The 20772-nt window shown below is 53.2% G+C and carries 14 protein-coding genes; 8 read left to right on the forward strand and 6 right to left on the reverse strand.

Features of this window, described 5'->3' with window-relative positions:
- Window positions 1-3: 3 nt before the first annotated feature.
- From FYZ48_RS14750 to FYZ48_RS14775, 6 genes are all read right to left on the reverse strand, one after another.
- Window positions 4-1362 (reverse strand): glycerate kinase type-2 family protein, encoded by a 1359-nt coding sequence (locus FYZ48_RS14750; protein WP_149341610.1) that lies wholly within the window; start codon window positions 1360-1362, stop codon window positions 4-6.
- 44 nt (window positions 1363-1406) lie between these two features.
- Window positions 1407-1964, reverse strand: a complete 558-nt coding sequence (locus FYZ48_RS14755; protein ID WP_149341612.1) for a hypothetical protein — start codon at window positions 1962-1964, stop codon at window positions 1407-1409.
- On the reverse strand, window positions 1964-2182 hold the full coding sequence (locus tag FYZ48_RS14760) for a hypothetical protein (RefSeq protein WP_145037101.1): 219 nt from the start codon (window positions 2180-2182) through the stop codon (window positions 1964-1966). Before FYZ48_RS14760 ends, FYZ48_RS14755 begins: the two co-directional genes overlap by 1 nt.
- A 342-nt stretch (window positions 2183-2524) precedes the next feature.
- Complete coding sequence (locus tag FYZ48_RS14765; RefSeq protein ID WP_149341614.1) at window positions 2525-3184, reverse strand: HAD family hydrolase; 660 nt, start codon at window positions 3182-3184, stop codon at window positions 2525-2527.
- 27 nt (window positions 3185-3211) lie between these two features.
- Window positions 3212-3532, reverse strand: coding sequence for a Rieske (2Fe-2S) protein (locus FYZ48_RS14770; protein ID WP_149341616.1), 321 nt, complete (start codon window positions 3530-3532; stop codon window positions 3212-3214).
- A gap of 92 nt (window positions 3533-3624) precedes the next feature.
- Window positions 3625-4605: a lysophospholipid acyltransferase family protein gene (locus FYZ48_RS14775; protein ID WP_145037094.1), complete on the reverse strand. Its 981-nt coding sequence runs from the start codon at window positions 4603-4605 to the stop codon at window positions 3625-3627.
- Between the two features lie 286 nt (window positions 4606-4891).
- Here FYZ48_RS14775 and FYZ48_RS14780 point away from each other — a divergent pair, with 286 nt between their 5' ends.
- The 8 genes from FYZ48_RS14780 to FYZ48_RS14815 all read left to right on the forward strand — a co-directional run bounded on the left by FYZ48_RS14780 (window position 4892) and on the right by FYZ48_RS14815 (window position 20607).
- Window positions 4892-5302: a hypothetical protein gene (locus FYZ48_RS14780; RefSeq protein ID WP_149341618.1), complete on the forward strand. Its 411-nt coding sequence runs from the start codon at window positions 4892-4894 to the stop codon at window positions 5300-5302.
- 157 nt (window positions 5303-5459) lie between these two features.
- Complete coding sequence (locus FYZ48_RS14785; RefSeq protein WP_149341620.1) at window positions 5460-8300, forward strand: tetratricopeptide repeat protein; 2841 nt, start codon at window positions 5460-5462, stop codon at window positions 8298-8300.
- 38 nt (window positions 8301-8338) lie between these two features.
- Window positions 8339-10258: a CRTAC1 family protein gene (locus FYZ48_RS14790; RefSeq protein WP_149341622.1), complete on the forward strand. Its 1920-nt coding sequence runs from the start codon at window positions 8339-8341 to the stop codon at window positions 10256-10258.
- Between the two features lie 426 nt (window positions 10259-10684).
- A complete protein-coding gene (locus FYZ48_RS14795; protein ID WP_145181104.1) occupies window positions 10685-11983 on the forward strand; it encodes a DUF1501 domain-containing protein in 1299 nt (432 codons plus the stop codon).
- A 123-nt stretch (window positions 11984-12106) separates the two neighbouring features.
- Window positions 12107-14557 carry a PPC domain-containing protein gene (locus FYZ48_RS14800; RefSeq protein ID WP_149341624.1) on the forward strand — a complete coding sequence of 817 codons (2451 nt, stop codon included), beginning with the start codon at window positions 12107-12109 and terminating at the stop codon, window positions 14555-14557.
- 100 nt (window positions 14558-14657) lie between these two features.
- On the forward strand, window positions 14658-17258 hold the full coding sequence (locus FYZ48_RS14805; protein WP_149341626.1) for a DUF1549 domain-containing protein: 2601 nt from the start codon (window positions 14658-14660) through the stop codon (window positions 17256-17258).
- Window positions 17259-17314: 56 nt separating this feature from the next.
- Window positions 17315-19450 carry a c-type cytochrome domain-containing protein gene (locus FYZ48_RS14810; RefSeq protein ID WP_187782033.1) on the forward strand — a complete coding sequence of 712 codons (2136 nt, stop codon included), beginning with the start codon at window positions 17315-17317 and terminating at the stop codon, window positions 19448-19450.
- Between the two features lie 149 nt (window positions 19451-19599).
- Entirely contained in the window at window positions 19600-20607 is a 1008-nt protein-coding gene (locus FYZ48_RS14815) for a cation diffusion facilitator family transporter (RefSeq protein ID WP_149341631.1), read from the forward strand.
- The last annotated feature ends 165 nt before the right edge of the window (window positions 20608-20772 follow it).

Genomic DNA, 20772 nt, shown 5'->3' on the forward strand with positions numbered 1-20772 from the left:
TACTCAACCGATGAGTGCGACCCGTAAATCCATGACGTTGGTCTGTGTCGCTCCGGTCTTGATCAGCCCCCCGATTTGCGACAGGCAGGGGTAGGCATTGTGCGTTTGCAGGTAGTCGTCGACATTAATCCCTAGTTCGTGCGCCTTCTTTTGGATCCGGGAATCAATGATTCCACCGGCCGCATCGGTCGGACCATCTTCACCATCGGTGCCCCCTGAAAGCAGACAGACGTCTGTCAGATCTTCTTCCCAGAGCCTTTGAAGTGCAGCCAGAACGACTTCCTGATTACGGCCCCCTTTACCGGGATGCGGAGTGGAGGAAAGATCAACCACCGGCTCACCGCCACTCAAAATACAGGCAGGCCGCGAAACCGGTCCCTGACCACTGTGGATCTTCAGACAGAGTTCGGCCAGATCAACACCCACTTCGGAAGCAACCCCTTCATTTGTCGAACCGAGGGAGTAGACTTTATACCCCAGACTGCGGGCCGCGTTTTCAGCAGCCGACAGGGCAGTCGCGTTGCTGCCGATGATTTCGTTGATGATAGTCTTCTGTGGTTCCGTCGTGACGCTGCCCTGCCCTGTCTGCTTCCCTTCGAGGATCGTCCAGACGGACTCAGGAATTCGGTCTCGATCGAGAATCAATCGCTGCAGCACCGCGACCGCATCCGCGGGGGTCGACTGATCCTGAACCGTCGGTCCCGAGGCAATGATATCCAGCGGATCTCCCACGACATCAGAGATAATCAGTGCGATCACCGTCCCGGAGGTAGCGGCCTGCGCCAGACGACCTCCTTTCACCTGGGAGATCTGTTTGCGCACACAGTTGAGTTCCTGAATCGTGGCTCCAGACGACATCAGCAGCCGCGTGACGGCCTGCTTGTCTTCTAGCGTCACCGGCGGAAGTGGAGCGGACAACAATGCACTGCCGCCCCCCGAGATTAACACCAGGCAGAGATCATCCGGTTGAAGCTGAGAGATCATTTTCAGAATCTGCCGCGATCCATAGACGCCTTCCGGTGTAGGCTCATTCAGACTGGCAGGGCGAGCGGGATAGAGATTGATTCTGCCGAGTGTTCTGACACAGTCAGCGGGAACATTCACCCATCCGCGACAGCGTTCCAGCAGGGGAGAACCGTCCAGAGCGGCTTCGACTCCGGCCGCCATCCCGGACCCGGCTTTACCGGCTCCCACGACAACCAGATTTTCGTGTCCTTCGAGTGGAAAGTTATGACCACAGATCGAGAGTTCCTGGCCCGAAACCTGGATCGCCTGGCGGACCAGGGACTGGGAATCAACGGCCCGGACACCGCTCTTCCAGATCTGCAGAGCACGTTCGGCGAGAGAGGTCATCTCAGACATGGCTACCTCATCAGGGTAAACAGGCGGGCAAGCTTATTGTATTTTCAGGGAGCGACCGAGTCTTGAGCAGGGTCTTCCACACTCGTACCCAGGGAACGAGCCAGTTCCTTCGCCAGCACGCGTCCTTGAACTTCCTGAGGCGGAACCCCCTTTTTGATCAGTTCCTCCCGGTACTTCCGGTCTTCCTGATCATACCAGAGCGGGTCTACTTTTGCCTGCGAGATGGAGGCGACTTTCCAGACTCCGGTCTGACTTTTTAAGAGATGAATGTCGGGCTTGATGGCATAGCCCTCTTTTTGAATCTGAATGCGAACCTGGGCTGCACCACCCTCAATTTTCACATCCAGTACCCGACAATCCAAGGGGGCCGTGCTGTCCTGAGATTCCTGTTTGAGCTGGGTGGCCAGATCGGCTTTCTCAGGGGTCAGCAGAGCGCGAATTCGTGCCTGGTTACCTGTTTCCAGGGCGGACACAAACTCAAGCGCAATCTGCCTTACCTGATAATGCTCATAAAAACGCTGGGCTCCCAGAATGATCAGATAGAGTCCTGAGACCACCAGTGCACTGATCAGAAACTTTTGGGAAAGAGGTCGGGAGACCATCAGGCGCCCGGACGGAGATGACTGTATGCAGTCAGAATTGCATAGAGATCTGCGGGAATTTTCACTTCGTCTTCTGAAAAATCAGAGACCCAGGTGCGACGGTAATAGACTGCTTCAGCCAGAGCGTCAGCAATTTCACCAAAGCGGACATTCACCAGGCTTTCTGCCTGATCGAGAGTATCTTCTTCACCCGTGAATATACGAAGCCGATGTTGCATGGCGGATCCTTCCTATTTCGAACTCGCTGATGAATTGACCGACAGACTCCGCTCTCGGGCAGGGGAAACTCCCTGCAAACAATCATCAAAACCATTGAGCTGAACAAACGAGAGACCGGGATCACCCCGACCTCATAGTATTTATCGGCTTCAGCAATTTGGCTTCTTGAAAGAAAAAGTTCAGTTTTTTCTGAAAATAGCGGCTGTAAGATTTCGCCAGTCTCTCTAATTTGAAATCGGCAATGTAAGAATTACCAGACGATCGGCGATTTTCGCGCATTGAGCACGCTCAGAGAAAATTGAAACAGCAAAGATTGCCGAGCGAAAATCAATGCCCGGCGTTCAGTTGCCGGAAAGTGGGGCAGAAAACCCAAGCAACTCCGGCAGTTCCTGCATGGATCGGAAGGCTTGCGCTCCCAATGCTTCGAGTTCGGCAGGTGAACTATGGTCGGCATAACCCAGTACCGGGATGCCCGCCGCGACCGCTGCCTGGACTCCCAGGTGACTGTCTTCAATGACCACACAGTCTTCCGGACGGACGCCCATCTGGGAAGCTGCATACAGGTAAAGGTCCGGTTCGGGTTTCCAGACCCCCACCGTATAAGCCGAATAAATCCGGCCGTCAAAGAAGCGGGCCAGATCGGTGATTTTGAGCGTCAGTGCCATTTTTTCTTCGGGACCGTTTGAAGCGACGCACTTCTGTACGGGAATCGCTTCCAACGCTTCTCGAACTCCCCGGATCGGCTGAAGCTCGGACTGAAACACCACCGCCATTTGTGCCCGTACCTGAGTGGCAAAATCTGCCGGTAGCTTCTGTCCCATTTGTGATTCGACCACCGCCAGGCAATCCGCGAGCTTGCCCCCCTTGAACTGCTGCACCGCATCTTCGGGAGAGAGCGGAAAACCGATGTCGGTAATCATCTCCGCCAGTACCCGGTTTCCCAGGGTTTCGCTGTCGACCAGTACACCGTCGCAATCAAAAATAACCGCTTGATACTTCATATCGCTGTTTCGAGACTCAATAAATAATCAGGAATTTGCGTCTGGCAGCTCGACGTAAATTCCGTCTGCTTCGACAGTCACGGGATAAGTCGGATGGCAGAGCCGTTCATTCAGGCAATGCTGGCCGGTAGTCACATCGAATTGCCAGCCATGCCAGGGACAGGTCACCACTGTTCCCGTCAAAGCGCCCTCACCCAGTGGTCCCCCCGCGTGGGGACAGACACCGTCCATTGCATAATATTGATCATCAACGTGGAACAGGGCGATAATGCGATCTTCCGCCACAAACTCGGCAGCGGTCCCTTCCGGAACCTGATCTACATCGGCGATCCGCACTTTATTTCCCATTCATCACTCCAGACTGATATTCGCGCTTCCGGGTTCACTGACGCCGGCTCTTCCTCAATCAGGTTGTAGTGGAGACGCGGGCGGGAATCAATTCAGGCGGCTCTTTTTTCCGCAATCGGCTCTGCCTGGCGTTTCTTTTTCTCACGCACACGTGGCTGACTCTTCCAGCGTCGATGGACCCAGAAATACTGTTCGGGTGATTTGCGGATCGCCTTTTCCAGCGACGAAGTAAACTGTTGCGTAAGTTCGCCAACCGGGTCTTTGGAGACACATTTGGTAGCGTCGATCAACTCTTCACAACCCATCTCAAATTTGATCCACTGATTCTGTTCGAAGTCATCAGGCAAACGGCGGGCATAACCCACACAGATATAGGCCCGGTATTCGAGGGCCAGCAGGGCAATCGACTTGAATGTCGAAGCCGGTTTGCCAAAGAAGTTCACAAACAGTCCCCGCTTGCCGGCATCCTGATCACCCAGCAGCGCCAAATGGCCCCGGCGTTCAATGGTGGCGACCATGTCATCATAACCGCCGCTTTTCGCCATCGCCCGGTGGCCGGTGTGCTGACGGAACTGCGCGAACCATTTATTCAGGTAAGGATTATCCAGTTCCCGTGCCACAACGCCCATGGGAAATCCAAACAGACCGAATACCGAGACCGCAATCTCCCAGTTACCATAATGACCGCTGAGCAGAATCACCGGACGTCCGGAACAGAGGGCAGTAATCAGTTCGGGGGGATAATCGAAGTCGAGCACATCAAAGATATTGCCCCGGTGCAGTTTGCGAGGCAGTTGAATAATCTCGACGATCATACGAAACAGATGCGTCCACATCTGGTAGATCGTCTCGTCGATTTCTTTTTCTGAAAGTTCTTCACCAAAGGCAGTCCGCAGGTTTTCAGCAGCGACATGATACCGGGTCATCTTACGCGGCAGACAACGGTGAATGACAAACGCCAGGCCTTTAGCCAGTTTCACCGACTCCCTGAGCGGTAATGATCGAACCACACAGACCAGGGTCTGAAATACCAGATATTCCAGTCGGTATCGCATCATGCGCCAATTAATCATGTCCGTATCCCTTTTCGCTTCCTGCTTCTTTGGCCAGACTGAGCCCCCACTCGGGCACAAAGCGGGGAAAGTGTCTTCGGAATACAAAAATTCGTCAACCCCCAATTGAGGATCCAGGGCCTGAACAGGCATACGGGAGCAGCAAAAAACCGGCTCGATTCCCATAACTTCTCCGATTTTTACTCGGATTTAAGTGGATACAGCAGTAATATATAAGGAGTAAGCTCTGTATTGGGGCTCAGGTTCTACCTGTAAGTATCGCTTCACCGTACATTTCGTGTGTGACATGTCTGATCAATTTCACTGGCAATCCGTTTCGCGTTACCTGCTGACAGCAGGGGCGGTCTACGTATTGACGCTGACATCGCTCTCGTCTGCCCACGCGACCTGCGGCGATTATCTGCATCATGCCGGCTCTCCGGAACCCGCCAAGGTAGATTCCGATCAGCTGACGCATGCCCTGCCTGTGCCGGCTCAGCAGCCCTGCTCTGATCCCGAGTGCCAGAATCATCTGCCCGATCCGGCTCCTGAATCACCTGTCATCATGTTAACGGTCTCAAAGCCCGCCTGTGCCTTCGCCCGGGTTGAGCTGAAATCAGGAGCGCCGCTGACCGCTGCCATTTTGGGTCAGAATCGGCACTACACGAATGCCTGCCGCACGCGCATTGATCGTCCTCCCCGCACTTCTGCTGTCTGAAACGCGATCGTCACAGGGACAATGTCTCTGTTGTGTTTCAGGGAATCTGCTTGCGCCGCTCCGCGTCTGATACAACAGACTCGCGACTGCGCGCTGCTGGAATTCTAAACTCAGCCGATTCCCCTCACAGACAGTTTGTGCAGGATTTCTTTTAACCATGGCTACCACTGATACGTCCGTGAATGAATCACGGCCCCGTCGCATCGTCCGTCGTGCCGTCGGACCAAAGTTGCGCAAAGTTTTATATCTGTTATTTTTCCTGGTTGCCCTGTTAGGGGCGAACTCGATCTACCTGGTCAGTATCACTACCTATGACTGGCTGAGTGGCGAGACTCTGGAAAACTGGTTCTATCAGTACATGTTTCTGGCACACCTGATTCTGGGACTGGTTCTCCTGGCGCCATTCATCCTGTTCGGCATTGTTCACATTTATAACACAAAGAATCGGCTCAACCGCCGCGCAGTTCGCGTGGGGTACGGCCTGTTTATTATCTCCTGCCTGGTACTGATTTCCGGACTGCTGCTGCTGCGTATCGGTTCCTTTGATTTAAAGAATCCCACTGCCCGATCCATCACGTATTGGTGCCACGTGATCGCTCCCATATTTGCGCTCTGGCTCTACTGGTTACACCGGCTGGTAGGTCCCAAGATTCGTTGGAAAGCCGGATTGTCTTATATGGGAGTGATTACGGCCATGGTCATCGGCATGCTGATGTTCCATTCCTCCGACCCCCGTAAGTGGAATGTCGTCGGACCGGAATCGGGTGAGAAATACTTCTTCCCCTCCCTGGCCCGCACCTCGACGGGGGACTTCATCCCCTCCAAAGCACTGATGATGGATGACTACTGTAAGAAGTGTCATCCCGATACTCATAAAGACTGGTCTAAGAGCGTTCACCGTTTCAGTTCGTTCAACAACCCGACCTACCTGGCCTCGGTACGTGAAACGCGGAAAGTCGCTTTCGAACGTGACGGCAACCTGCAGGCCTCCCGCTTCTGTGCAGGCTGCCACGATCCGGTTCCGTTCTTCAGTGGCGCCTTTGATGATCCGAACTTTGACGACATCAATCACATCACCGCCCAGGCCGGCATCACCTGCACGACCTGCCATGCGATTACGCACGTTAACAGTGTCCGCGGCAACAGTGACTACACGATCGAAGAACCGATCCATTACCCCTTCGCCTATAGCGACAATCCCTTCCTGCAATGGGTCAACAATCAGCTGGTCAAAGCAAAGCCTGAGTTCCATAAGAAGACCTTCCTGAAAGACTTCCATAAATCGACCGAATTCTGTGGTACCTGTCACAAGGTGCATCTGCCCGAGGAACTCAATCAGTACAAATTCCTGCGCGGACAGAATCATTATGATTCCTTCCTGCTGAGTGGGGTCTCCGGCCATGGAGCGCGGAGTTTCTATTATCCCCCCCAGGCACAGGAAAACTGCAACAAGTGCCACATGCCCGCGAAAGAGTCGAACGACTTCGGTGCCCGTCACTTCTACGGCGCGAAGGAACTCAGTGTGCACAACCACCTGTTCCCCGCCGCGAACACAGGTATCGCCGCCCTGCGGGGTGATCAGGAAACAGTGGCCGTCCATCAGGATTTCCTGAAAGACAATCTCCGCGTCGACTTCTTCGGCATCCGCGAAGAAGGAAGTATCGAAGGCAAGTTGACCGCACCACTGCGACCGGAAGTACCCACATTGAAACCGGGACGCAAGTATCTTCTGGAAACCGTGCTGCGTACGTTGAAAGTCGGCCACCACTTCACGCAGGGAACAGCCGACTCCAACGAAATCTGGCTGGATGTCACCGTCAAAAGTGGCGACCGGATTATCGGCCGCAGTGGTTCCCGGGAAGCGGATGGCACCGTGGATCCCTGGTCGCATTTCGTGAATGCGTTTGTGATTGACCGTGAAGGCAATCGCATCGACCGCCGTAATGCCCAGGACATCTTCGTGGCCCTGTATAACAACCAGATGCCCCCCGGTGCCGGCCAGACCGTGCATTACGAACTCAACCTGCCCGATGATCTGACCGAACCGGTAACCGTCGAAGCGAAACTGCAGTATCGCAAATTCGATACGCATTACATGCAGTACGTCGCCTCTTCCCTGGAAGAGAAAGGACAGAAGCTCTCCTGGAAAGAACCGGGAGTACCGTATGTGAATACGCTGCCCATCACCACGATCGCTTCTGACACGATCACCTTCCCCGTGGAGGGCGTGGAGGCGAAAGTGGAGAACAAAAAAGTGGAGATCCCGGAATGGCAGCGCTGGAACGATTATGGCATCGGGCTGTTCCTCAAAGGAAAAGCCGAACTGCGTCAGGCCGCCGAGGCGTTCAGCCACGTCGATCAACTGGGACGCTATGATGGTTCTCTGAATCTGGCGCGGGTCTACTTCCGCGAAGGACGACTGCAGGACGCCGTCGAGGCCCTGCAAAAATCCTCGACCTTCACCGATCCCCCCGCCCCGCCGTGGACGCTCGCCTGGTTGAGCGGCAAGGTGAACCAGCAACAGGGACACCTGGATGAAGCCGAGAAGAACTACCGCAGTGTCCTGGAAGACCAGACCGAAGAACGCACCAGTCGTGGCTTTGATTTCAGCAAAGATTACGTGGTGATCAACGACCTGGGACAAAACCTGTTTGATCAGGCCAAACGGTTCCGTACCGAAGCCAATCGGGATCAACGGGACCAGTTACTCAATCAGGCGGTGGAACAGTTCCAGAAGACACTGGTCCTCGATCCGGAAAACGTGACAGCGCACTACAACCTGTCGCTGATCTACGACCAGTTGGGAAAACAGGAACTGTCCGAGGAGCATCGTAATTTACACCTGAAGTATAAAGTGGACGATACCGCACGCGGTTTTGCCGAACGCAAGGCCCGTGAGAAATACCCTGCAGCCAACCATGCTGCAGAACAACCTGTGATTTACTCGTTACATCGTAAGACTGAAACCAAACCGAATGCGACAGCCCTCAAGGACTGACGCCTGCGGTGACTGATAAACAGCTCAAGGATTTTCCCATGACAGATCAGAACAACACCGATCTGGAACTTGATCCGAATCTCGAAGAAGAGACCGAACAGAACGACGAGTCGATCGGCCGCGCCTTCTGGTATTCACTCTCCGTAATGCTGGTCCTGGCGGTCATCGGCGGTACCGTCTTTCTGGTAAACCGGCTCAACGAACCGGAAACAGTGGTCAAGGAGACGCCACTCTCTCTGCCTGAAAAACGGGAAGTGGAAGAAATCATCCTTCCCAAGATTCCGTTTAAAGACATTACCGAGGAAGCAGGCATCGCTTTTGTCCACAACAATGGGGCCGCCGGCGAAAAACTGCTGCCGGAAACCATGGGGGGCGGTGCTGCCTTCTTTGACTATGACAACGACGGCGACCAGGACCTGCTGCTCGTGGGTTCTACCGACTGGCCCTGGACCGACTCTTCGAGGAAAGTAAAACCCGATGCGTCATCTCTGGCACTCTACCAGAATGATGGCACAGGTAAATTTAAAGATGTCACTGAAGACATGGGGCTGGATGTTTCGATGTATGGCATGGGCGTCGCCTGCGGAGACTATAACAACGATGGCCTGGTGGATCTGTTCGTCTCCTGCCTGGAATCCAACTATCTGTTTAAAAATGAAGGCAACCGATTTGTCGATGTGACGAGTCAGGCAGGTGTCGGCGGTCCCGATAAACTGTGGAGCACCAGTTGTGGCTGGTTTGACTATGACCGGGATGGCGACCTCGACCTGTTGGTCTGCAACTACGTTGACTGGACTCCCGCCTACGACCGCGCGCAGAACTTTACCCTGAAAGGGGGAATCCGCGCCTACGGTCGTCCCCAGAACTTTAACGGCGTAAACCCCCTGCTCTACGAGAACCTGGGGAACGGCACCTTTCGGGATCAGACTGACCAGGCGGGACTGAAAATCATTTCTCCCGGTACCGGAGTCCCACTGGCGAAATCTCTGGGCCTGCATTTCTATGATTTTGATCAGGATGGTTACCTGGATGTATTGATCACGAACGACACCGTCCAGAACCTGCTGTTCCACAATCAACAGGATGGCACCTTCAAAGAAATCGCCGCACTCTCGGGGGTCGCCTTTGATATGGACGGTAATGCCCGTGGGGCCATGGGCGTCGATATCGCAGCCTTCCGCAATGATGAAACCCTGGGCATCGCCATCGGGAACTTCGCCAACGAAATGACGGCTCTCTACACGTCACCCGGAAAAGAGATGCAGTTCATTGACGAAGCGGTCTCGAACGGTCTGGGGCCACAAACCCGCATGTCACTCACGTTTGGCGTCTTCTTCTTCGATGCCGACCTGGATGGCAGGCTCGATCTGTTCTCGGCCAACGGTCACCTGGAGGAAGACATCAACATCGTCCAGGAACGCCAGCATTATGAACAGTCACCCCAGCTGTTCTGGAACTGCGGAGCACAACACGCCACGGAATTCCTGCCGCTGGGAGAAGCGCTCGTCGGTTCTGATTTTGTAAAACCGCTGGTCGGACGCGGTGCGACCTTTGCCGACATCGATGCAGACGGCGATTTGGATCTGCTCATTATGACCACTGGAAATAAGCCACGCCTGCTCCGAAATGAGCAGGCAACGGGCAATCACTGGGTTCGCTTCCGGTTGACCAGTACGCCCGCCGGAGACCAGAAGCCGAACCAGCGTGTCTCAAATCATGATGCTCTGGGAGCCGAAATCAGGATTAAAACGAAGACAGGTACCCAGAGCCGTCTGCTGATGCCCACCCGGAGCTATATCTCACAAACGGAGCTGCCTGTTACGTTTGGACTCGGTACGGAAACAGAAATTCAGTCCGTGAACATCCAATGGCCGTCTGGAAAAGTGACGACTCTGGAAAATCTTAAAGCGGACAAATTATACCAGATTTCTGAACAGGATGGTCTTGTTGACAAATAGCAACAACGGTTTCTGATCCGTTCTCCTATTTTTCTGGACTTAGCGGATTTCAAATGGAAATCCTTGACATCTTCGCATCAACTTTGTTTGATATATAGGGTATCAAGGTGTGCACAAGCAGGTGCGAATTTGAAATTGTCCTTGAATTACTGAGACCGAATTTGGCATAATACGCATTCGGGTGATTAAAAAGTTTCCTTCCCCCACTGGCGGATGCATGACAAGAAACATGCTTCGTCGGAATCGCCTGATATTAAACTCTGTTTCGTTCCGTGACGATCAGAGCCATCCGCCAGGTTAATCTGGCTATATTCCAACCTGATAAGAATTAAGTGCTCATACCCTGTTGCAAGCGTTTAGCCTCTGGCCCCGTGAGCCAATAACCGGACACAAATTATCCCCCCATTCGGAAATGGAGATGACCCAATGAGCTTCAAACAATCACGTCGTGACTTTTTACACGTTGGTTTTGCGGGTGGAATCGGGCTGACTCTACCTGAGTTTCTGCGTATTAAAAGCGCTCAGGCAGAACAAAAGTATTATGAGACCAAGGAAGGCACAGCCAAATCTGTGATCTTCATTTATCTCCCAGGTGGTGCAGCACACCAGGAAACCTGGGATCCCAAACCCTACGCTCCCGTTGAATACCGCGGCCCGATGGGTTCCATCGAAACCAACGTCGCAGGCGTTCGTTTCAATGAGAAACTGGCCAAGACCGCCAAAATCATGGATAAGCTGACCGTCTGCCGTTCCATGTCACACGGCGAAGCGGCTCACGAGCGCGGAACACACAATATGTTCACCGGCTATCGTCCCAGCCCGGCACTGCAGTTCCCCAGCATGGGAAGTGTCGTCACCCACGAGTTCGGTCCCCGGAACAGCATGCCTCAATATGTCTGTATTCCGAATCAGCCGAACGAATTCGCCGGAACCGGATACCTGAGCTCTTCCTTCGCTCCTTTCAGCGTCGGAGCTGATCCTGCCTCTAACGGTTTCAAAGTGCGTGACCTGAACCTGCCAGGTGGTGTCGACGACAAGCGGTTCACCCGCCGTCGCTCTCTGCTGGACGCTGTCAACGATCACTTTGTTAGCAAAGAAAAAGCAGACTCTCTGGATGCCGTTGATACCTTTTACAAGCAGGCCTACGACATGGTCTCATCGAAAGCTTCACAGGAAGCCTTCGACCTCGACAAAGAAGATGCCAAAGTACGTGACGCCTACGGCCGCAACCAGGCTGGCGCCCGCATGCTGCTGTCCCGTCGTCTGGTCGAAGCAGGTGCCCGCTTTGTCACCATGACTTATGGTGGCTGGGACATGCACGACCGGATCCAGACTGGAATCGAACGGAATCTGCCTTCCTTCGACCAGGCATTCTCCACACTGATCACAGACCTCTACGACCGCGGACTGCTGGACAGCACCCTGGTCTGCGTCTGCAGTGAATTTGGTCGTACTCCGAAAATCAATGGTACTGCCGGCCGCGACCACTGGCCGAAAGTATTCAGTCTGGTCATGGCTGGTGGCGGTATCAAAGGCGGTCAGGTTTATGGTTCGTCTGATGCCATTGCCAGTGAACCGGAAGACAAACCACTATCTGTTATGGACTGGGCTTCCACCATTTACCACTGCATGGGGATTGTCTCAGATAAAGAACTGATGGCTCCCGGCGATCGTCCCATCGAAATCGTTGATGGCGGCAAAGTCGTTAAAGAGCTGCTCGTCTGAGAGCAATCTAACCGGAATTAAAAGAACAGTCTGTTAGCACGGGTCTGACCCGTGCTAACATTCTCGTTCCAGCGGAAATAAAAACTGATTCTCGAACATTCACATTCCAAGGGGGGAACCGTGATGCTGCAGAATTTCAAGTCTGTCTGCACCGGCATTTTGACACTCGCACTCAGCGTACTACTCGTAGACTCCGCCTGGGCCACAGATCCCAGTCTGAACTATGTCCGTCCCCGAGGGGGACAACGAGGTACCGAGTTGGAACTCACCTTCATTGGTGCCCGTCTTTCTGATGCGGTCGAAATTCTGTCCTATAAAAAAGGATTCGAATTCAAAGACATCAAAGCGAATCCCAAAAACGCGAATGTCTGCACCGCGATCGTCAAAATCGCCCCTGATTGTGCCTTGGGTGAGCATACCTTCCAGGTTCGCACGAAAACAGGTGTCTCCGAATACAAAACATTCTGGGTCGGACCGTTCCCCGAAATCGCCGAAAAAGAACCTAACAGCGAATTCGAAACCCCTCAGCCCATTGAAATGAACCACACCGTAAGTGGTGTCGTTCAGAATGAAGACGTTGATCACTATGTCGTCACAGCCAAAAAAGGCGATCGCATCTCTGCAGAAATCGAGGGCATTCGTCTGGCGACCACACTGTTCGACCCTTACATCGCCATCCTGGATGAAAAACGTTTTGAGCTCAAAGCCGAAGACGATCTCCCCCTGCTGAGAAATGATGCCGCGGTCTCGGTAATCGCCCCCGCTGATGGCAAATACACGATCCTGGTTCGTGACAGTTCATACGGCGGAAACGGTGCTGCATTCTACCGTCTGCACGTCGGTACTTATCCTCGTCCGACAGCCGTTTATCCCGCTGGCGGCCAACTGGGATCCAAACAGAAAGTTACATTCAAAGGGAATACCGTCGATAACCTGGTTCAGGAATTCCAGCTCCCGGATAAGCCCGATGCTGAGTTCGAACTGTTCGCCAGTGATGCCGGGGGAACCGCTCCTTCCGGAAACGTATTCCGCCTGTTTCCGCATGGTAACTCCATGGAACAGGAGCCTAATAACGACTTTAAAACGGCATCTGCAGCAGCACTGCCCAATGCATTTAACGGGATCATCGAAACCGACGGCGATATCGATTACTTCAAATTTCAGGGCAAGAAAGACCAGACCCTGGAAATCGAATGCTACGCCCGTCGCATCCGTTCTCCACTGGATGCCGTTGTGAACCTGTATAACGCCAAATTCGGTCGAGTTGCCGGCAACGACGACTCACGTGGTCCCGACAGTTACTTCCGTTACAAGTTTCCCGCTGATGGGGATTACTACATCTCCATTACGGACCATCTTTCGCGCGGTGGAGCTGATTTTGTCTACCGCATCGAAATGTTGCCGGTTTCTCCGGGTCTTGAACTGGGTATTCCCCGCAATGCCCGTTACTCCCAGGAGCGACAGCAGATTGTAGTCCCCCGGGGCAACCGCTTTGCAGCAGTCATCAGTGCCAGCCGTTCTAACTTTGGTGGCGAAATCGCTCTCGATACTTCGAACTTCCCTAAGGGAGTCAAAGTTGTCGCCGAACCTATGGCAGCAAATCTGACAACAATGCCCGTGGTATTCGAAGCAGCCGCAGATGCTCCTGTTGAAGGAGAACTCATCGAACTCAAGGGACATCATGTTGATCCCAAGCAGAATATCTCTGGAGTCTTCACCAACCGGGCCGACCTGGTACGCGTGCGGAACAACCAGCTGTTGTGGATGAAAGACGTCGCACAGATTCCAGTCGCAGTTGTCGAGGAAGTTCCTTTCAAACTCGATATCGTTGAACCCAAAGCCCCGCTGGCACGCAACGGCTCATTGCAACTTAAAGTTGTCGCTACTCGAAATGAAGGTTTCGACGAAGCGATCACCCTGCAATTCCCCTTCCGTCCACCGGGAGTTGGTGCTTCCAGCCGGGTTACGATCCCTAAAGGTAAAAATGAAGCATTCTACCCGATCAATGCCAACAGCAAGGCCGAAATTAAAAAATGGAAGGTCTTCGTCATTGGCTCTGCCAATGTGGGTGGTAATGCCTGGGTTTCCTCACAGCTGGCAAATCTGGAAGTGGCTGATTCCTATGTTGATCTGGATCTGGCACGTACAGCCGTCGAACAGGGTAAAGAGACTGAGATCATCTGTAAGGTTGACCTCAAGACTCCCTTCGATGGAGATGCCAAAGTCAAACTGGTCGGTCTGCCTCCGAAAGTGACCACAGAAGACATCACTTTCAACAAAGAGAGCAAGGAGCTGATCTTCAAAGTGAAAACGGATCCGGCTTCTCCCCAGGGGCGACATAAGAGTCTGTTCTGTCAGGTCGAAGTTCCTGTGAACGGCGAAACCGTCGTTCATACCGCCGGCCGCACCGAGTTGCGGATTGACAAGCCGATTCCACCTAAAAAAGACGAACCGGCGAAACCCAAAACTGTAGCGAAAAAAGAAGAACCCAAAAAGGAAGAACCCAAGCGTTTGACTCGACTGGAGCAGCTCCGACTCGAGGCTAAAAAACGACTGGAAGAAGGTACCAAGTAGTCCTCAACTTCAATCGCTCAAACTCTGAATCAGACTCAGAGAATTACGTTTATATCACCTTGATCAACTAAGTCCTGTTGACCAGAAAAGGTTTTCGATTATGTGGCGTCATCAAACAATCACTCGCAGTTTTCTTGCCCTGGCCTTCCTGGCGGGTGGAATCTCTCTCGCAACTGCTGCAGACAAAACGGAACCGGTCAAGGCAGAGCCCCCCAAGCCTGCTGAAGCAAAACCGACTCCGGCTCCAGCACCGAAAGCTGAGGCAGCCAAGCCGGCAGAAACCAAGCCAGCCCCCGCGCAGCCTGCCGCTCCTAAACCGGCTCCCCCAAAGCCGGCCCCCAAGATGGTTCAACTGAATGTCTATCCTCAGGACATCCAGTTGACAACCAGCCGGGACCGGCAATCGGTGATTGGACAGGCGGTCTATGACAACGGTCTGACCGAAGACGTCACTACGAAACTTCAGTTCAAACCAGCCCAAGAAGGCATCGTGCGTATCGAAAACAATATGATTTACCCGGCCGGCGATGGTGAGACTGATGTAGTCGCCACTTTCGGCGGTGCGAGCGTCAAGCTGCACTCCAAGGTTACTAAAGCGAAAGAAGATCGCCCCATCAGTTTCACACTGGACGTCATGCCTACATTCATGCGGGCTGGCTGTAACACCGGTAGTTGCCATGGTGCTGCTCGCGGTAAAGACGGCTTCCGCCTCTCCCTGTTTGGCTTTGACCCCAAGGGTGACTATCATCGCCTGACCCGTGAACTCAGCGGCCGTCGAATTAACCTGAGCATGCCTCAGGAAAGTCTGCTGCTTGAAAAAGCAATTGGCGCTGTTCCTCATACTGGGGGAAAACTCTACGAGAAAGACTCGGAATATTACAATGCAGCTTTACGCTGGCTGCAGGCAGGCGCTCCCTACGATACAGGAGCAATTCCGACCGTTGACAAAGTGGAAATCTATCCCAAAGGTGGGGTAATGGACGGGAAAGGCACCACACAGCAGGTGTCCGTTCTGGCCTACTACTCTGATGGCACGACCCGTGACGTGACGACTCTGTCAGCCTTCTCATCCAACAACGATAACTCAGCGACCATCACCAAAGACGGTAAGATCACCGCAAACAATCGGGGCGAAGCCTTCATCATGGCCCGCTTCGATACACACACCGTCGGATCTCACTTTGTAGTACTCCCCAAGGGTCTCGACTTCGAATGGCCCAATGTTCCGGAATACAACTATGTCGATACTCTGATTCACAACAAGCTGAAAAAGCTGCGGGTTGTTCCTTCTGAAGTCTGTTCCGATGCAGAATTCCTGCGTCGTGCCAGCCTCGATATCTGTGGCGTGATGCCCACCATTGAAGAATTCAACACATTCGTCGCTGACAAAGATCCTAAGAAACGGGATAAACTGGTTGATCAGTTACTCAACCGTAAAGAGTTTGTCGAGATGTGGGTGATGAAGTGGTCTGAGCTTCTACAGATCCGCACTGTGAATAACCGCATCAGCTATAAATCAGCACTGCTGTATTACAACTGGCTGCAGGAACGGATCGCCAGCAACGTGCCCCTCGATAAGATGGTGCAGGAACTGCTCGGTTCAACGGGCGGTACCTTCGCCAATGCTGCAACCAACTACTACGAAAACGAACGTGACACACTTAAAGTCGCTGAGAACGTGGCCCAGGTATTTATGGGCATGCGGATTCAGTGTGCCCAGTGTCACAACCATCCCTTCGACCGCTGGACGATGGACGATTACTACAGCTTTGCTGCCTTCTTCTCCCAGGTCGGACGTAAAGGAAGTGAAGATCCTCGCGAATCCATCATCTACAACCGGGGCAGCGGCGAAGTCCGTCACATGGTCGACAACCGAGTCATGCAGCCCAAGTTCCTCGGTGGTGCTCAACCCGAAGTCAAAGGCAAAGACCGTCGCGTCGTGCTGGCCAGTTGGCTCGCCTCCGATGAAAACCCTTACTTCGCTGCTAACCTGAGCAACATTGTCTGGGCGCACTTCTTCGGTAAAGGCATTATAAATGAAGTGGATGACGTCCGCATCAGCAACCCCCCGGTCAACCCGGAACTGCTGGATGAACTCGCCAAACGATTCACCGATTACAACTACGACTTCAAAAAGCTGGTTCGCGATATCTGTACTTCGAGAACTTATCAGCTTTCCACACAGACCAATCCATCTAATGAAAACGATCTGACAAACTTCTCACATGCACACCCACGTCGTCTGCGTGCTGAAGTTCTGCTGGACTGTATTTCCCAGGTCACGAGTGCTCCTAATAAATTCCGCGGCTTACCGCTGGGAGCTCGGGCGGTGCAGATCGCCGACGGAAACACAACCAACTACTTCCTGACCACCTTTGGTCGCGCCAAGCGTGACACGGTCTGTTCATGTGAAGTCCGGATGGAACCCAGTCTGTCGCAGGCACTCCACCTGCTCAACGGCGATACCGTCAACAGTAAGATCGTGCAGGGTAAATTTGTAGATTCCCGAATCAAAGCCGGCAAGAAGCCACTGGAGATTGTGGATGAAATGTATATTTCCTGCCTGACACGTAAACCGACCGACAAGGAATACTCCACCCTGGTTCAGGTCCTGGATGAAAACAAAAAAGACGAACAGAACGCGTTGAATGACATCTTCTGGTCATTGTTGAATTCGCGTGAATTCATCTTTAACCACTAAACCCTCCCGCTTCCAGACTGAGACCTTTAAGCCCGATTTAACATATGGCTGATATTATGAAAAACTTAATCACTGCAAACCGGTGCCGTCAGATCTGTAACACTCTGTTTGCAGCCGGATTGACGGTCACCCTGATGTCATCCCCCCTGTCTGCGGAAGACAAAAAGAAGGATGACAAGGACAAGAAGCCGAAAGTCACCTATGACGAACACATCAAACCGATTTTTCGGGCGAAGTGTTTTGCCTGTCATAACACCGACAAAAAAGCTTCCGGCCTCGATCTGACCAACTACACCGGTCTGATGCAGGGTGGTGCCGCAGGTGAATCAATTGCGCCCGGCGACGCCGAAGGCAGTTACCTGTATATGCTGGTCACCCACGATTCCGAACCCTTCATGCCTCCCAAATCGGACAAGCTGCCCGATAAAGAACTGGCATTGATTCAGGAATGGATCAATATCGGTGCTCCGGAAAACGCCGGCAGTAAGGTCAGCATCAAGAAACCAAAGTTTGATTTTTCATTGCAGGGTGCATCTTCCGGGAAACCGGAGGGTCCGCCTCCCATGCCACCACACTTGAATCTGGACCCGGTCGTTCACAGCAGCCTGCCTACCGCTATCACCGCGATGGCCACCAATCCCTGGTCCCCGCTGGCCGCTGTTGCCGGCCAGAAACAGGTTCTGCTCTATAACACCAAAACCCTGGAACTTCTGGGGGTACTCCCCTTCCCCGAAGGCGTACCTCATGTCCTGAAATTCAGCCGTAACGGCAGTCTCTTACTGGCCGGCGGCGGACATGCTGCTGCCAGTGGCCGCGTTGTGGTCTGGGATGTCAAAACCGGAAAGCGTCTCTTTGAAGTAGGCGACGAACTGGACGCTGTACTCTGTGCTGACATCAGCTCGGATCAGCGTTTTATCGCCTTGGGCAGCCCCAGCAAAGTCATTCGCGTTTATTCCACCAGCACAGGTGAACTCGCTTACGAAATCCGTAAACACACCGACTGGATGACCTCCCTGGCCTTCAGCCCCGATTCCGTCCTGCTCTGTTCCGGAGACCGTAACGGCGGCGCGTTTGTCTGGGAAGCTGCAACGGGAAATGAGTATCTGACACTCAAGGGACATAAAGGCGGAATCACCGGGATCACCTGGCGATCTGACTCCAACCTGGTCGCCACCAGTAGTGAAGATCAGTCTGTCAAACTCTGGGAAGTTCAAAACGGGAATAACATTAAGTCCTGGAACGCCCATGGTGGCGGAACTTCCAGTGTGGAATTCGCCCGCGACGGCCGTCTGGTTACCACCGGTCGTGACAAGGTTACGAAACTCTGGGATCAGGCCGGAAAGCAGCTGCGTGCCTTCCCCGCTTTCGGAGATATCGGCGTCTGTGTCACAATCTGTGATGAAACTAATCAGGTCATCTCTTCTGACTGGACTGGTAAGATCAAAGTCTGGAACGCCGCCGATGGAAAAGAAGCAGGTGAATTGACAGCCAATCCACTTCCACTATCCGAACGACTGTCGAAAGCCACAGCCAGCCTCAGTGCAGCGCAAGCCAATCATCAGAAGCTGGCAGCGGCCGCACAGGCAGACCAGGCTGCAGTGACTAAGATTAATGCAGACATTGCTGCTTCACAAAAACAGCAGACCGATCTGCAGAATCAGTTAAACAGCCTGAATGGCAACCTGGCAGCCGCCCAGAAAGCCCTGGCAGGTGCACAGGCCGGTGCGACTGCTTCCACAAACAAGATTACCGAAATTGGAAAACCACTGCCGGCAATCAAGGAAGCACATGCAAAGGCTGACGCTGTGAGTAAACAGGCTGCAGGCGACAAAGAACTTGCCGAAGCTGCTGCCAAATTGAAAGCGGCCGTCGAAAATCGCACCGCAGCAATCGCAGCCGAGCAGAAAACGCTGGCTACGCACCAGGCAGCTGTCAAAGATAATCAGCAGAAGGTTGCTCAGTACACGCCGCAAATCAAACAGACAACAGATGCGCTGAATGCGGCCAAAGCAAAAGTAGTTGCCCTGCAGAATTCATTGAAACCGGCAACCGATAAAGCGACCGCTTCTCAGAATGCAGCGAACTCCGCTGCCAGCGCTTTGACTGCTGCTCAGAATGAAGTCAAACACTGGCAGGCAGAAATTGAGTTCTCCAAGAAACTCAATAACGCCCAGGCCAGTGCTGCCAAGTAAAATCCGGATTTGATCCCAGCCCTTCAATCCAGAGGTTGAAGGGCTTTTTTTACGTCAGTCCGATTGGAACTCCCCCACAGGTTCTGTTATTTTGGTCAGTCGATAGCATAGTGACTGAACTTCCAGCAGAACACGAGGAGCATCCCGGTATGGCTCAAAGTAATTCCCGATTCGCGGTTGTAGCCGCCCTGACAGGAAACGCACTGATCACGATCGCCAAAGGAACGACGTTTCTGATCACTGGTTCGGGAGCCATGCTGTCCGAGACGATTCACTCAGTGGCTGACTTTCTGAATCAGTTACTGCTGCTCATCGGTCTGGTTCGCGCGGATCGGGTCCCCGACCGTCGTTATGAGTATGGCTACGCCGGTGAACGGTATGTGTGGGCATTGATTTCCGCAGTCGGGATCTTTTTCCTGGGCTGTGGCGTGACGGTGTACCATGGTGTGCAGTCGCTGTTTCATCCACCTGAACTCGACTTTGGCGAAATGAAATGGGCCATCGCGGCGCTTCTGTTTGCTTTGGTCATCGACGGTGTCGTTTTCTTTCTTGCGCTCAAGACCGAGTGGAAAAACGCTCAGAAGGAGAAAAAGGCGTTTCATCAGTATCTGCGCAAGGAAGCAGACCCGGCCTCCGTCGCCGTCATTCTCGAAGATGGTGCTGCCTGCCTGGGGGTGATGATCGCACTGATTTCAATCCTGCTTGCCAAGATGACCGGGTCCCCCTACTGGGATGCCATCGGCTCTATCGGAATTGGTGTGCTGCTGGGAGGGATTGCCATCTGGTTGATTATCCGGAACCAGGAACTGCTGGTCGGCCCCAGTATCCCACCAGAGACGAAAGAACAGGTACAACGCATCCTGAAGAACAATCCGCTGATTGACGATGTGCTCGACCTGCGATCCAGAATCCTCTCTATCGATAACTACCGCATTAAGGTCGATCTGAGTTTTGATCCCAAAGAATTGTCGAAACGTCTGAAGAAGAAAGCACTTGCCGCCTATCCTCAAATTCAGAGCGAACAGGACTTCGAAGAGTTTTGTCAGAAGTATACACGGGATATCCTCGATACCCTGGCTGAGGAAATCGACAAGATCGAAGCAGAAATCCAGCGACAGGTTCCTGAGGCCAAGCACCTCGATCTGGAAGCCAATTAAGCAACCCACCTCCCGTTCACGACAGAGAGAGCTGCCAGAAGTTGGTGTTTTGTCGGCAGCGAAGCAGAAAAACCTGCGATTTCGGGCGATTTCGTCCCTCGGCCAGAGTCTCAAGCCTGTGATCAGTTTCAGAGGCGCCTATAATAGTGCAGTGTTACCTGTTTT

It is taken from the genome of Gimesia chilikensis (genome assembly GCF_008329715.1).
Classification (GTDB): Bacteria; Planctomycetota; Planctomycetia; order Planctomycetales; family Planctomycetaceae; genus Gimesia; species Gimesia chilikensis.

What these genes read in the sequence shown, in the direction of transcription:
- FYZ48_RS14765 (WP_149341614.1), bottom strand. Translation starts at nt 3,184, where the DNA reads ATGAAGTATCAAGCGGTTATTTTTGATTGCGACGGTGTACTGGTCGAC.
- FYZ48_RS14795 (WP_145181104.1), top strand. Translation starts at nt 10,685, where the DNA reads ATGAGCTTCAAACAATCACGTCGTGACTTTTTACACGTTGGTTTTGCG.
- FYZ48_RS14770 (WP_149341616.1), bottom strand. Translation starts at nt 3,532, where the DNA reads ATGGGAAATAAAGTGCGGATCGCCGATGTAGATCAGGTTCCGGAAGGG.
- FYZ48_RS14810 (WP_187782033.1), top strand. Translation starts at nt 17,315, where the DNA reads ATGAAAAACTTAATCACTGCAAACCGGTGCCGTCAGATCTGTAACACT.
- FYZ48_RS14780 (WP_149341618.1), top strand. Translation starts at nt 4,892, where the DNA reads ATGTCTGATCAATTTCACTGGCAATCCGTTTCGCGTTACCTGCTGACA.
- FYZ48_RS14815 (WP_149341631.1), top strand. Translation starts at nt 19,600, where the DNA reads ATGGCTCAAAGTAATTCCCGATTCGCGGTTGTAGCCGCCCTGACAGGA.
- FYZ48_RS14775 (WP_145037094.1), bottom strand. Translation starts at nt 4,605, where the DNA reads ATGATTAATTGGCGCATGATGCGATACCGACTGGAATATCTGGTATTT.
- FYZ48_RS14790 (WP_149341622.1), top strand. Translation starts at nt 8,339, where the DNA reads ATGACAGATCAGAACAACACCGATCTGGAACTTGATCCGAATCTCGAA.
- FYZ48_RS14760 (WP_145037101.1), bottom strand. Translation starts at nt 2,182, where the DNA reads ATGCAACATCGGCTTCGTATATTCACGGGTGAAGAAGATACTCTCGAT.
- FYZ48_RS14755 (WP_149341612.1), bottom strand. Translation starts at nt 1,964, where the DNA reads ATGGTCTCCCGACCTCTTTCCCAAAAGTTTCTGATCAGTGCACTGGTG.
- FYZ48_RS14750 (WP_149341610.1), bottom strand. Translation starts at nt 1,362, where the DNA reads ATGTCTGAGATGACCTCTCTCGCCGAACGTGCTCTGCAGATCTGGAAG.
- FYZ48_RS14805 (WP_149341626.1), top strand. Translation starts at nt 14,658, where the DNA reads ATGTGGCGTCATCAAACAATCACTCGCAGTTTTCTTGCCCTGGCCTTC.
- FYZ48_RS14800 (WP_149341624.1), top strand. Translation starts at nt 12,107, where the DNA reads ATGCTGCAGAATTTCAAGTCTGTCTGCACCGGCATTTTGACACTCGCA.
- FYZ48_RS14785 (WP_149341620.1), top strand. Translation starts at nt 5,460, where the DNA reads ATGGCTACCACTGATACGTCCGTGAATGAATCACGGCCCCGTCGCATC.